Source organism: Pseudorhodobacter sp. (assembly GCF_030452865.1).
Lineage (GTDB): Bacteria > Pseudomonadota > Alphaproteobacteria > Rhodobacterales > Rhodobacteraceae > Pseudorhodobacter.
Genome location: NZ_JAKDLJ010000063.1, coordinates 1 through 12,834 on the forward strand (window position 1 = coordinate 1; position 12,834 = coordinate 12,834).

The following is a 12,834-nucleotide window of genomic DNA, read 5'->3' on the forward strand; positions in this document are numbered from 1 at the left end:
GTTCAGATTGTTGAGACCCCTTGGGGGCAGGGCTTGCCCGCCGACAAGTACGAAGAGATTTTGCGCGCCGACAAATCCCACAGCATCAAGGTGGTTCTGGCGACGCATAACGAAACTGCGACCGGTGTGAAGTCTGATATCGCCGCTGTGCGTCGTGCGCTGGACGCTGCAAACCACCCGGCGATGTTGTTCGTCGATGGCGTATCCTCCATCGGGTCGATGGATTTCCGGATGGACGAATGGGGCGTTGATGTTGCCGTGACCGGCAGCCAGAAGGGCTTCATGCTGCCCGCCGGTCTGGCCATCGTCGGCTTTTCCGGAAAGGCGATGAAAGCGGTTGACACCGCGACCCTGCCGCGCACCTTCTTTGATGTGCGCGATATGGCCAAGGGCTACGCCAACAACGCTTTCCCCTATACGCCGCCGGTCGGTTTGATGAACGGGTTGAAGGCCTCGCTCGCGATGATCGAAGCGGAAGGGCTGGAAAACGTGTTCGCACGACATACCCGTATCGCGACCGGTGTGCGCCGCGCAGTTGACGCTTGGGGTTTGAAACTCTGCGCGGCTTCGCCGGAAGTGTATTCGGATACGGTTTCGGCAATCCGGACGCCGGAAGGTTTCAACGCAACGGATATCGTGACCACCGCCGCGCGCGACTATGACATGGCCTTCGGTGTCGGTCTGGGCGAGGTTGCGGGCAAGGTTTTCCGCATCGGTCACTTGGGCAGTCTGACGGATGCGATGATGCTGTCCGGTCTGGCGACCGCTGAAATGGTCATGGTGGATTTGGGCCTTGATATCAAGCTCGGGTCCGGCGTGGCTGCTGCGCAGGAATTCTACCGCATCGGCTCCGGCAAATCCTCTCGCATCGCGGCGGAGTGAGGGCCATGTATATCCCCACCCTCGCCGATATGCTGGTCGCGCATGAGCGGATCAAACCCTATATCCACCGTACCCCGGTTCTGACTTCAGAATTCATCAACAAACTGGCCGGGGCGGACCTGTTTTTCAAATGTGAGAACTTGCAAAAAGCAGGGGCGTTCAAGGCGCGGGGGGCGTCGAATGCCGTGTTTGGCCTGACCGAGGAACAGGCCGCCCGCGGGGTTGCCACGCATTCCAGCGGCAATCATGGGACATGCCTGTCCTATGCTGCCGGACGGCGTGGCATCCCTTGCACGGTGGTGATGCCGCACACCGCGCCACAAGCGAAAAAGGATGCGGTTCGTGGTTATGGTGGTGTGGTGGTGGAATGTGAGCCTTCGACGACAAGCAGGGAGGCGGTGTTTGCGGAAGTTGTGGCGAAGTCTGGCGCGGAATTTGTGCATCCCTATAATGACCCGCGGGTGATTGCGGGGCAGGGGACCTGTTCGCGTGAAATGTTGGAACAGGTTGCGGGGCTTGATGCCGTGATCGCGCCTATTGGTGGTGGCGGTATGATTTCGGGCACCTGTCTGACGCTTTCCAACCTCGCGCCGAATGTGAAAATCTACGCGGCGGAGCCGGAACAAGCCGATGACGCCTATCGCAGTTTCAAGGCTGGCAAGATCATCGCCGACGACGCGCCGGAAACGATTGCGGATGGGTTGAAAGTGCCATTGAAAGACCTGACATGGCATTTCGTGTCAAACCACGTGACCGACATTCTGACCGCTTCGGAGGCAGAAATCGTCGATGCGATGAAGGTCATCTGGAAGCGCATGAAAATCGTGATGGAGCCATCAAGCGCCGTTCCATTGGCGACCATCCTGAAGAATAAAGAGATCTTTGCCGGCAAGCGCGTCGGCGTGGTAATTACCGGCGGCAACGTCGATCTTGATCTGCTGCCATGGCAGCGCCCTGAGTTTGGAGGCTAAAATGAACGTAAGCGTGAATTTTGACAAATATGAAGTCGGCTTTGATATTCCCGCCAAGCCGGGGATGGATGAGAAGGATATCCAGACACCTTGCCTGATCCTCGATCTGGACGCGCTGGAGCGCAACGTCAAGAAGATGGGCGATTATGCGAAGGCGCACGGGATGCGGCACCGCGCCCATGGCAAGATGCACAAATCGGTTGATGTGTTGAAATTGCAGCAGGATATGGGGGCCGCGATTGGTGTGTGCTGCCAGAAAGTCTCTGAGGCAGAAGTCTTTGCGCGCGGCGGGATCAAGGACGTTATGGTGTCCAACCAAGTGACGGATCCGGCCAAGATCGACCGGCTGGCGCAAATGCCGAAACTCGGTTGCCGGGTTCTGGTCTGTGTCGATGACCCGGAAAACGTCAAGACACTTTCCGCTGCCGCTGTGAAACATGGCACCCAGATCGAGGCTTTGGTCGAGATTGACTGCGGGGCGGGGCGTTGCGGTGTGAACACCACGCAAGACGTTGTGCATATCGCCAAGCTGATTGATGCCGCCCCCGGTTTGAAATTTGCCGGTATCCAAGCCTATCAGGGCGCGATGCAGCACATGGACCTGTATGCGGACCGCAAGGAAAAGCTGGATGCCGCGATTGCGCAGGTTGCCGATGCGGTTCAAGGTTTGAAAAGCAACGGGCTGGAGTGCGATATCGTTGGCGGTGGCGGCACCGGTTCCTACTACTTTGAGAGCGCGTCAAAAGTTTATAATGAGCTTCAGTGCGGGTCTTATGCGTTCATGGATGCCGATTATGGTCGGATTCTGGACAAGGATGGCAAGCGGATCGACCAGGGTGAATGGGAAAATGCGCTGTTTATTTTGACGAGCGTGATGAGCCACTCCAAAGCCGACAAGGCGATTGTTGATGCCGGTCTCAAGGCGCAATCGGTGGACAGCGGCTTACCGACGGTGTTTGGCCGTGACGATGTGAAATATCTGAAATGCTCGGATGAGCATGGTGTTGTCGCGGACCCGAATGGGGCGCTGAAGGTTAATGACAAGTTGCGGCTGGTGCCGGGGCATTGCGACCCGACCTGCAACGTACATGATTGGTATGTTGGCGTGCGCGGGGGCAAGGTCGAAGTGGTCTGGCCGGTTTCGGCGCGCGGCAAAGCATATTGAGCAATCATGTGATCAACGCCGGGGGGCTGGCGGCCCCCCGGACCCCCCCGAGGATATTTTCAAACAGATGATAGGGCGGGCGACTGCCTTTTTGGAAGGGCTGCTATGTGGATTGTGCCAGAGGCGAAGATTGCCGATCTGATGGACCGGGCAACGTGTTTCAATGCGATTGAAGGGGTGTTCGCTGCGATGTCACGCGGGGATGCCTATAACTTTCCGGTAATCCGGGAAGCGATTGGACATGCGGATGCGCTCTATGGTTTCAAATCAGGGTTTGACCGGGCCGGGTTGGCGCTCGGGTTGAAATCGGGGGGCTATTGGCCGGGGAACGAGGCCAAGGGTTTGACCAATCACCAGTCGACGGTGATCCTGTTTGATGCCGATACCGGTAAGGTCAAGGCTTTGGTGGGTGGCAATCTGTTGACCGCGCTGCGCACAGCGGCTGCATCGGCGGTGTCGATCAAGCATCTGGCGCGCCCGGATGCGAAGGTGCTGGGGATGATCGGAGCCGGGCATCAATCGGCTTTCCAGATGCGCGCGGCGGTGGAGCAGCGGCAGTTCGAGAAAGTGGTTGGCTGGAATTTCCATCCCGAAATGCTGGACCGTCTGGCGAAAACCGCAGATGAGCTGGGGCTGCCGTTTGAAGCTGTCAGCCTTGATGAGTTGGGCGCACAGTCGGACGTGATCATCTCCATCACCTCCAGCTTTGCGCCGATCCTGTTGGACGCGCAGGTGCGGCCCGGCACCCATATCGCCTGCATGGGCACCGATACCAAAGGCAAGCAGGAGGTTGAAGCAGCACTTGTCGCGCGAGCGACCGTGTTTACCGATGAGGTCGCGCAGGCGATCAGCATCGGCGAATGTCAGCACGCGATTGCAGAGGGGCTGATCCGTGAGGATGAGATTGGAGAGCTGGGCGCGGTGATCAATGGCACGCATCCGGGGCGCAGCACTGCCAGCGAAATCACGTTGTTCGACGGCACCGGGGTTGGCTTGCAGGACCTTGCGGTTGCGGCAGCGGTGCTGGACCTTGCGGTGCAGAAAGGTGTTGCGACCGAGGTTGCATTCTGATCAGACGCTTGGCGCGGAAAGGCGCATCTTGCTGATTTTCTGTGCCATCCGAATGACCATGAATTCGATGAAAAGGCGTGCCTTCGGGTCTTGTTTGCGGCGATGCGAATAGAGGCAGGCCATCTGGATCGGCACCGGGGGGTGGTTCGGCAACACCGGCACCAATCGCCCGTCCGCGATGTATTCGGCGACCTCGAACAGCGGCTTCATGATGATGCCGAGACCTTGCAGGGCCCAGTCGGTCAGTATGTCGCCATCGTCACATTCGAACGGGCCCGAAATCTCAATCCGTTTGGGGCCGTCGCTGGTTTGCAGCGGCCATTGAAACTCCGGCGCGCCGGGGAACCGCAGGTTCAGGCAATCATGGTCCTGCCGCAGCGCCTCAATGGTTTCAGGCACGCCGCGTTGCGCCAGATATTTCGGCGCAGCGCAGAGCAGCCTTTGACAATCCGCAATCTTGCGGATGCGCAGGCTGCTGTCTTCCGGGACGCCGAGAAAGAAGGCAACATCAAGACCTTCCATCGCGAGATCAATCTTGCGGTCTGACAGCCGCAGCCTGATCTTGATCAGGGGATATTCGGCATGAAAAGCGGCCGCCTCGGGCGCGATCAACCTGCGACCGACGCCGAGGGGCGCCGAAACATGCAGGATCCCGCGAGGCACCAACGTCACCTCATTCACATCCGCTTCGGCGATATCGACAGCTTCAAGGATTTTGCGCGCGCCGGGGTAGAAGATATTGCCTTGCTCGGTCGGGTTCAGCATCCGGGTCGTGCGTTGAAACAGGCGCACGCCCAAGTGTTCCTCCAGTTGCGAAATGCGGGCAGAGGCGACCGCCGCCGATATGCGCATGTCGCGCGCGGCGGAGGACATGTTGCCCAATTCATAGACGCGAATGAAGGTGCGGATGTTGTCGAGATAAGCCATGATCCATTGTTAGTACTATTTTGAAACAGCTAGAAGCCTTTTTGCAATACAATCAAATGAGGTGGGCGTTTAAGGTCAGCCGAGACGGATCAGAGGGAGGACGAAATGTACGAGATGGCAATCATCTGGGATTGGCTGGCTTTCGCGACGCGGTGGCTGCATGTCATCACCGCAATGGCGTGGATCGGGGCGTCCTTTTACTTCATCGCGCTGGATTTGGGCCTGCGCAAGGTGGCGAATATGCCGGTGGGTGCCAGTGGTGAGGAATGGCAGGTTCACGGCGGCGGCTTCTACCACATCCAGAAATATCTGGTGGCCCCGGCACATATGCCTGACCATCTGATCTGGCACAAATGGCAAAGCTACACCACATGGCTGTCGGGTGCCGCCTTGCTGATGATGGTTTATTGGGGCGGGGCGGAGCTTTATCTGATCGACGCCGCCAAGGCTGCGCTGTCGCCGCTTCAGGCTATTGTGATTTCGGCCGCCTCGCGGACGCTCGGCTGGATCATCTATGACTTTCTGTGCAAGTCGAGCCTGGGGGAAAAGCCGACGTTTCTGATGGTGCTGCTTTTCGTTCTGCTGGTTGCGATGGCCTGGGGTTACAATCAGGTTTTCACTGGCCGTGCTGCGCTGCTGCATCTGGGGGCGTTTACCGCGACGATCATGACGGCGAATGTGTTTTTCATCATCATGCCGAACCAGCGCATCGTGGTAAAGGATTTGCAGGAAGGCCGCACGCCGGACCCGAAATATGGCAAGATCGCCAAGCTGCGCTCCACCCATAACAACTATCTGACGCTGCCGGTCATCTTCCTGATGCTCGCCAATCACTACCCGCTGGCCTTTGCGACCGAATACAACTGGTTGATCGCGGCCCTTGTGTTCCTGATGGGTGTCACGATCCGGCATTATTTCAACACGATGCATTCGACGGGCAAGGGGCCGAACTGGACCTGGTTGGTGACGGTCGTGCTGTTCATCCTGGTCATGGCGCTGTCAACTGCCCCCCTGATGCAGGACAGCTATGATGAAGCAGAGGCGCGACCGCTGACCGCAACGGAACAGGTCTTTGCCAGTGCCGAGGGGTTTGACGACGTACAATCCATTGTTCCGGGTCGCTGCGCGATGTGTCATGCGCGCGAACCGGGGTATGACGGAATTCACCGCGCGCCCAAGAATATCCTGCTGGAAACCCCTTCGGATATCGCAAAGAATGCGCGGCTGATCTACATTCAGGCGGGCGTCACCCATGCGATGCCACCGGCCAACGTGTCCTTCATGGAGGATGGAGAGCGCAAGGCAATCCGCAAGTGGTACAAAGCGGCGGCCAAGGATTTGCCGTTCTCGCTGGCGATGGAATGAAGGAGACCTTGAAAGCTTTGCAGCAAGGGGGATGACGTGATCCTGCATCTGGCGGTTCTGCTTGCGTTTCAACTGATCGGAGAAACCATTTCGCGTGGGTTGGGGTTGTCACTGCCCGGCCCGGTGATCGGGATGGTTCTGTTGCTGGGGCTTTTCATGGCGGTGCCGAAGGCCGCGGCGGCAATCCAACCGACGGCGCAGGGGTTGCTGTCACATCTGTCGTTGTTGTTTGTCCCTGCGGGCGTCGGCATCGTCGGCCATCTCAACTGGCTCGGCGCGGACGGCTTGCCGATCCTTCTGGCTTTGGCGGTCAGTACAGCCTTGGCGATTGCCATCGGCGCCTTGGTTTTTGTCGGATTGAGCCGAGTTATGGCGGCGCGCGAATGAACAGGTTGCCGCAGGTCTGGACCTATCTCGCGCAAGAGCCGCTGTTATGGCTGACGGTGACGTTGTTTGCCTATGCGATCGGCGACGCCCTGTTCAACGCAGCGGGGCGCAGGCCTTGGGTGAACCCTGTGTTGATTGCGATGGTGCTGCTCGCCGGTCTGCTTTGGGTAACGCGGGTGCCTTATGAAACCTATTTTGAGGGAGCAAAGTTTGTGCATTTCATGCTTGGTCCCGCCACCGTCGCACTGGCCGCACCGCTTTACGGCAACTTGGACAAGGTGAAGAAATCGGCCTTGCCGATGCTGGCGGCATTGGTTGCAGGGTCGATAACTGCGATGGTCAGTGCGGTCGCTATCGCCTACGCGCTAGGGGTTCGCGGCGAGGTGTTGTTGTCCATCGTGCCGAAATCGGTGACAGCCCCGGTGGCCTTGGGGATTTCCGAATCCATTGGCGGGTCGATGACACTGACTGCCGTTCTGGTGATCTTGACCGGGATTATGGGGGCGGTGATGGCAACCCCGTTGCTGAACCTGCTGCGAATCACCGACTGGCGGGCGCGGGGATTCGCGGTTGGTGTCGCCTCTCACGGTATCGGAACCGCGCGCGCGTTTCAGGTGAATGAGACTGCGGGGGCGTTTGCCGGCATCGGCATGGGGATGAATGCGGTCCTGACGGCGATCCTTGCGCCGATCCTTGTGCGATGGTTTCTGTAATTTTTGACGTAACGTCATGGGCTTGGCCAGTCGTGTGCATTTCATGGCGTTCTGACATCGCTTTGAGGCTCGAAATAATTTGACTAGTCAACTGGTCGTATGTCACAATTTCCGGCATGAGCACCAATGCCCCCCGTTATCGCAGCATCGCGGACCAGATTCGCAGGGAATATGTTGACGGCACTGCGCTGCCCGGTGATCGGCTGCCGACCGAGGCGGATTTCTCGCGTCGTTTCGGTGTCTCGCGCGGAACTGTGGTGAAGGCGATTGAACTGCTGGTGTCGGACAAGGCTGTCGTGCGGCGACAGGGTGCAGGCACATTTGTTTCAGAACCGCTGCTGCGTTTGCGCCAGGGCGGGCTTGTCAGCTTTACCCAATCCATGCAGGCTTTGGGTCATATTGCCTCGCATCAGGTGCTGTCGATTGATCAATTGCCAGAGGCGCGGTCGCGCGCGCTGGGATCGGCGGAACCGCTGACCCTGTTCCGCCGCCTGCGTTTTGTCGATGGCACCCCAATTTCCTTGCATGAATCCGCAATCCCCAGCGCATTGTTCACAGCCCTGCAAGCGGCGCATCCAATGGCATTGGCCCTCGGCGCGCGGGCAGAGTTTTCGCTTCACGCCGCACTGGAGGCGTCCGGCCATCCGGTTTGGCGGGCGCAGGAAAAGAACAGGGCGCGACTGGCAGAGTCAAGGGAAGCCGCCCTTCTGGGTCGGGATTTACCACTGGCTTTGATGGACGTGCAGCGCGTCAGCTTTGATCGCGGCGGGCGCATGCTGGATGCGACAACGGCCATTTACCTTTCTGACAGTTATCAGGTGGAAATCGACCTTTCCCGCGATGCTGTGACGACCTGAACCCAACACGGCCGCGGGGAGCGTGCCGTTCCATCGGAGGAGATTGAGATGCAATTCACGAAAAAACTGGCGGCAACCGCGCTGGCGACCGTTCTGGCGCTGCCCGCCTTTGCTAATGACGCGCCTGTGGCGCTGATTATCGCGCAGGGTGGCTTGGGCGACGGGTCATGGAACGACACCGCCAACGCAGGCTTTACTGCCGGGTTGGCAAAGACCGGCTTGGAAGGCCGCGCCATCGAATCCAACGACGTGACCGCGCAGGGAGAGGAGATCATGCGCCGCGCGGCGGACGCAGGCTTTGGGCTTGTGATCTCTCTTGAATGGATCCACGGCGAGGCGATGCAAAAACTGGCACCGGATTATCCCGATACCGATTGGGTCATCATGAACCAGACCCGCGAAGGCGCGAACATCGCCTCGGTGGTGTTTGGCGAACATGAGGGCAGCTATCTGGCGGGTGCGTTGGCCGCACAGGTGACGACCGACACCTCCATCCCCGGTATCAATGCCGACCCGGTGATTGGGGTGATTGGCGCGGTGAAAGCGCCGGGGATCGACAAGTTCATTGCGGGTTATATCGAGGGCGCGAAGGCGATCAACCCCGATATCACGGTGAAAGTGGCCTATGCCGAAAGTTTCGGTGACCCGGCCAAGGGGGAGCAGATGGCGAAATCCATGTTCGATGAAGGTGCGGATATCATCTATCACGTTGCGGGCGGCACCGGCATCGGCATCATCAAGGCGGCCAAGGATTCCGGCCATTATGCCATCGGAGTTGATACCGACCAAGACGCGATGGCCCCCGGCCATGTGCTGACCTCGATGGTCAAGCGGGTCGATGTGGCGGTGGAACAGATCCTGACCGATTACAAAGACGACAAGTTCCCCGGTGGCACCGTGATGCAATTTGGTTTGGCGCAGGACGGCGTTGGCCTGTCGCCGATGACCTATACCAAAGACCTGATCCCGCCAGCTTATCTGGAAAAGGTGGCGGCGCTGAAGGCCGATATCATCGACGGCAAGATCAAGGTCTGGGACGTGTCCACCCAAGGCTATCCTGACTTCTTCAAGTAAGGGCGGCGCGCAGGGGAGGGGGGCAAAGCATGGCAGAGGCATTTCCCGGCGTGGTGTTGGGCGCGGATCGGTTGAGCAAGGCTTATGGCCCGGTTCAGGCCAACCGCGACATCTCCCTCCTTCTGGGCAGCGGAGAGATTCACGCCGTTGTGGGCGAGAATGGCGCGGGAAAATCCACCCTGATGCGGATGCTGCAAGGGATGGAGCAGCCTGATAGCGGTTCGGTGATCCTTGACGGCGCGCCCGTGCGCCTTTCCGGCCCGGCGGAGGCGATGGCGCGGGGCATCGGCATGGTACATCAGGAATTCATGCTTGCACCCGATCTGTCGCTTCTGCAAAATCTGGTATTGGGGGCCGAGCCGTTGAAGCCCGGTCCCCTGCGCCGGGTTGATTGGGTTTCCGCCCGGCGCGAAGGTGTCGCGTTGGCCGACCGCATCGGCGTGGTGGTGGATTGGGACTGCCCTTCTGCCGCCGCCCCGGTGCATATCCAGCAATTCACCGAGATCATTCGCCTGCTGCGGCGCGGTGCGAAAATTCTGATCCTTGATGAACCAACCGCCGTTCTTGCGCCGCCACAGGTAGAGGAGTTGTTCACCCTGTTGCGCCGTTTGCGGGCGGAAGGCGCCTCGATCCTGTTCATCTCGCACAAAATCCCCGAAGTCACCGCTTTGGCGGATCGGGTCAGCGTGATCCGGCGCGGGCAGGTGGTGTTTTCGGCCGCGATGGCCGACACCAGCGGCGATGAAATTGCAGGGCATATCGTCGGCGACCATTCTGCCCCGGTTGCCGCACCGAAACCGGCACCCGGAAGCATCACGCCGCACACCGTTCTGGCGATGGAAGCGGTCAGCACCAGCGCCGCAACCCGTGCTTTGCGCGACGTGAGCTTGCATGTCTCGGCGGGGGAGATTGTCGGCCTTGCGGGGGTTGCGGGCAACGGACAGGGGGAGTTGGCCGAAGTGTTGGCCGGGTTGCACCGGGTCAACACAGGTCGGATCACCCTGAACGACAAGGATATCACCGCGCAGGACAACGCGACGCGGCGCGGTGCCGGGATCGGCTATATCAGCGCGGATCGTCGGCATGAGGGGCTTTGCCTGCCCGCGACAATCGCGACCAATACGATGACCGGCAGCCATCGCGCGCCACCCGTTGCAAGCGGTTGGCGCCTTCGCCCGCGCGCTTTGGCAAAAGCGGCGGAGGCGCGTTTGCAGGCGTTGCAGGTACGCTATGGCCGGCTGAGTGACCCGGTGTCCAGCCTGTCCGGCGGTAACCAGCAAAAACTGGTCTTTGCCCGCGAAATAGCCCCCAAGCCCGATTTCCTGATCGTATCTCAACCTACGCGCGGTGTTGATCTGAACGGCATCGCAGCGATCCACAGCCTGCTGCGCGATTTCCGCAATCAAGGCGGGGCGGCGCTGCTGGTGTCAGAGGAACTGGATGAGATCATGGCACTGTCGGACCGGATTTTGGTGATGGCAGAAGGGCGCATTGTCGGTGAGGTGCCAAAGGGAGCGAGCGCACAAGAGATTGGCCGCATGATGATCATGGGGGGGCATCATGGCTGACGTGCGGTTCGGAAAACTGGCGGAAAGTGTGGTGTCGCTGGCGCTGCCCTTCGTTGTCGCTGCATTGGTCGCCGGGGTCTTGCTGCTGGCCATCGGCGAAAACCCTTTGGCGATCTTTGGCCTTATGGCCGAGGAATCCTTTGGCTCCGCCCGCCGTATCGCCTCCACCCTGTCAGCGGCGACACCGCTGTTGTTCACCGCCACTGCAACGGCGATCTGTTTCCGCTCCGGCGTGTTCAATGTCGGTGTCGAAGGCGCGTTCCTGACTGGTGGCCTAGCCGCGATTTTCGTCGGCTACGCCGCGCCCGCATCGCTTGGTGTAGTACTGATCCCGCTGGCGATGCTGGCGGGGGCGGTTGTCGGGGCGATCTGGCTTTGGTTTCCCGGCTGGTTACTGGCGCGGTGGCAGGTGGATGAGGTGGTCTCTACGCTGATGTTGAATTTCATCGCGGCGGCGCTGACCGGTTACCTGATCAACGGGCCGATGCTGTCACCCGCGTCGGGCAACAACGTCACCCCGCCGATCCACGACGCGGCGGAACTGGTGCGATTGATGCCGCCTTCAACCCTACATGCCGGGTTTCTGATCGGGCTTCTGGTGCTGACGCTTTACGGGCTTTGGTGCCGCTATACGCCTGCGGGGTTTGAGGCGGCGCTGGTTGGCCTCAACCGCCGCTTTTCGCGGGCGATGGGCATTTCGGTTGGCGGAACGGTGATTGCGGTGATGGTGCTTTCGGGCGTTATCGCGGGGCTTGGCGGCGCGTCGCACGGGTTGGGCCAGCTTTACCGCTTTTCCGACGGCTTTTCGCCCGGCTACGGGTTCACCGGCATGGCGGTCGCGCTGCTGGGCCGAAACAATCCGCTGGGGATGCTGATTGGTGCGGTGTTCTTTGGCGCGCTCGCCTCTGCCGGGACGACGATCCAGCTATTCTCCAACATCCCGCTGGACCTTGTTGATATCATTCAGGGGTTGGTGATGATCTTTGCGGTGATGCAAATCGCGCTGCCCCGTCTGCGCAAGGGGGCCGCACATGTTTGAGCAAATCCTCGCCTCCACTGTAATCCTGACGACGCCAATCCTGCTTGCCGCCATGGGCGGCTTGGTGAACCGGCAATCCGGCATCGTCAATATCGGGCTGGAGGGCAAGATGCTTGCCGGGGCTTTCGTCGCCGTGGTGGTGTCGGCCGCAACCGGAAGCTGGCTGCTGGCCTGCCTTGCAGCGGTGCTGGCAAGTGCGGTAATCGGCTGGGTTTTCGCCTTGGCCATCACGCGCGCGGGCGCGAATATGATCGTCGCGGGGCTTGGGTTGAACGTGCTGCTGGCGGGGGCGATTGGCTTCATTCTAAGCTGGCACTACGGCATTTCCGGCACCTTGCGCTTTCCCGAAGTGGCGCTGTTGCCGAAACTGCTGCCTGCCGCGCTTTCATCCGTTCCAGTCATCGGGTCCGCCTTGGCGGCACTGGACCCGGTGACGGTGATCGCCTGGGCCTCGGTCGCGGCGCTGCCGTTCTTACTGGCCGGGACGCGGTTCGGGTTGCGGCTGCGCGCCACCGGTAACGCGCCGCAGGTGGTGCGCGCGCTTGGGCTGAACGGTGCCCGGATCCAAGAGATTGCGACCGCGATTGCCGGGGGTTTTGCCGGATTGGCCGGGGCGCATCTGGCGCTTGCCTCCATCGGGTTGTTCAACGAAGGGCTTTCGGGCGGGCGTGGCTTCATCGCACTGGCGGCGTTTTATTTCGGCCGTGACAAGCCATGGCCGACGGCGATGGTTTGCCTGATGTTCGGTTTCCTCGACGCCACGCAAATCCGGCTTCAGACCAACGGCTTGCCACCTAAACTGATCGGAATGATCC

13 protein-coding genes are annotated in these 12,834 nt (G+C 60.1%); 12 read left to right on the top strand and 1 reads right to left on the bottom strand.

What is annotated here, in order from left to right; genetic code table 11:
* The 4 genes from L0H65_RS05890 to bhcD form a co-directional block, all read left to right on the top strand.
* Positions 1-882 (top strand): aminotransferase class V-fold PLP-dependent enzyme (locus L0H65_RS05890; RefSeq protein WP_301457909.1); only part of this gene is annotated, 882 nt, incomplete at its 5' end.
* Between the two features lie 5 nt (positions 883-887).
* Positions 888-1,853: a beta-hydroxyaspartate dehydratase BhcB gene (gene bhcB, locus L0H65_RS05895; protein WP_301457910.1), complete on the top strand. Its 966-nt coding sequence runs from the start codon at positions 888-890 to the stop codon at positions 1,851-1,853.
* Position 1,854: 1 nt separating this feature from the next.
* Positions 1,855-3,018 carry a 3-hydroxy-D-aspartate aldolase BhcC gene (gene bhcC, locus L0H65_RS05900; protein ID WP_301457911.1) on the top strand — a complete coding sequence of 388 codons (1,164 nt, stop codon included), beginning with the start codon at positions 1,855-1,857 and terminating at the stop codon, positions 3,016-3,018.
* A gap of 105 nt (positions 3,019-3,123) precedes the next feature.
* Positions 3,124-4,089 (top strand): iminosuccinate reductase BhcD, encoded by a 966-nt coding sequence (gene bhcD, locus L0H65_RS05905; protein ID WP_301457912.1) that lies wholly within the window; start codon positions 3,124-3,126, stop codon positions 4,087-4,089.
* Here the strand turns inward: bhcD and L0H65_RS05910 are convergent, their stop codons facing one another.
* Positions 4,090-5,016, bottom strand: coding sequence for a LysR family transcriptional regulator (locus L0H65_RS05910; RefSeq protein ID WP_301457913.1), 927 nt, complete (start codon positions 5,014-5,016; stop codon positions 4,090-4,092).
* A 105-nt stretch (positions 5,017-5,121) separates the two neighbouring features.
* Between L0H65_RS05910 and L0H65_RS05915 the strand changes: the two genes are divergently transcribed.
* From L0H65_RS05915 to L0H65_RS05950, 8 genes are all read left to right on the top strand, one after another.
* A complete protein-coding gene (locus tag L0H65_RS05915; protein WP_301457914.1) occupies positions 5,122-6,381 on the top strand; it encodes a urate hydroxylase PuuD in 1,260 nt (419 codons plus the stop codon).
* A gap of 36 nt (positions 6,382-6,417) precedes the next feature.
* Entirely contained in the window at positions 6,418-6,768 is a 351-nt protein-coding gene (locus L0H65_RS05920; RefSeq protein ID WP_301457915.1) for a CidA/LrgA family protein, read from the top strand.
* Positions 6,765-7,481 carry an LrgB family protein gene (locus L0H65_RS05925; protein WP_301457916.1) on the top strand — a complete coding sequence of 239 codons (717 nt, stop codon included), beginning with the start codon at positions 6,765-6,767 and terminating at the stop codon, positions 7,479-7,481. The genes L0H65_RS05920 and L0H65_RS05925 overlap by 4 nt, the downstream gene beginning before the upstream one ends.
* A gap of 116 nt (positions 7,482-7,597) precedes the next feature.
* The gene (locus L0H65_RS05930) at positions 7,598-8,338 is read left to right on the top strand and encodes a GntR family transcriptional regulator (protein ID WP_301457917.1); all 741 of its coding nucleotides are present in this window, start codon (positions 7,598-7,600) and stop codon (positions 8,336-8,338) included.
* A gap of 48 nt (positions 8,339-8,386) precedes the next feature.
* Positions 8,387-9,412 (top strand): BMP family protein, encoded by a 1,026-nt coding sequence (locus L0H65_RS05935; RefSeq protein WP_301457918.1) that lies wholly within the window; start codon positions 8,387-8,389, stop codon positions 9,410-9,412.
* A 29-nt stretch (positions 9,413-9,441) separates the two neighbouring features.
* On the top strand, positions 9,442-10,980 hold the full coding sequence (locus L0H65_RS05940) for an ABC transporter ATP-binding protein (RefSeq protein ID WP_301457919.1): 1,539 nt from the start codon (positions 9,442-9,444) through the stop codon (positions 10,978-10,980).
* Entirely contained in the window at positions 10,973-12,019 is a 1,047-nt protein-coding gene (locus tag L0H65_RS05945; RefSeq protein WP_301457920.1) for an ABC transporter permease, read from the top strand. Before L0H65_RS05940 ends, L0H65_RS05945 begins: the two co-directional genes overlap by 8 nt.
* Positions 12,012-12,834 (top strand): ABC transporter permease (locus L0H65_RS05950; protein ID WP_301457921.1); only part of this gene is annotated, 823 nt, incomplete at its 3' end. The genes L0H65_RS05945 and L0H65_RS05950, both read left to right, overlap by 8 nt.

Coding starts and splice junctions, on each gene's coding strand:
- L0H65_RS05925 (WP_301457916.1), top strand. CDS start 6,765: ATGAACAGGTTGCCGCAGGTCTGGACCTATCTCGCGCAAGAGCCGCTG.
- L0H65_RS05910 (WP_301457913.1), bottom strand. CDS start 5,016: ATGGCTTATCTCGACAACATCCGCACCTTCATTCGCGTCTATGAATTG.
- L0H65_RS05915 (WP_301457914.1), top strand. CDS start 5,122: ATGTACGAGATGGCAATCATCTGGGATTGGCTGGCTTTCGCGACGCGG.
- bhcC (WP_301457911.1), top strand. CDS start 1,855: ATGAACGTAAGCGTGAATTTTGACAAATATGAAGTCGGCTTTGATATT.
- L0H65_RS05945 (WP_301457920.1), top strand. CDS start 10,973: ATGGCTGACGTGCGGTTCGGAAAACTGGCGGAAAGTGTGGTGTCGCTG.
- L0H65_RS05940 (WP_301457919.1), top strand. CDS start 9,442: ATGGCAGAGGCATTTCCCGGCGTGGTGTTGGGCGCGGATCGGTTGAGC.
- L0H65_RS05930 (WP_301457917.1), top strand. CDS start 7,598: ATGAGCACCAATGCCCCCCGTTATCGCAGCATCGCGGACCAGATTCGC.
- L0H65_RS05935 (WP_301457918.1), top strand. CDS start 8,387: ATGCAATTCACGAAAAAACTGGCGGCAACCGCGCTGGCGACCGTTCTG.
- bhcD (WP_301457912.1), top strand. CDS start 3,124: ATGTGGATTGTGCCAGAGGCGAAGATTGCCGATCTGATGGACCGGGCA.
- bhcB (WP_301457910.1), top strand. CDS start 888: ATGTATATCCCCACCCTCGCCGATATGCTGGTCGCGCATGAGCGGATC.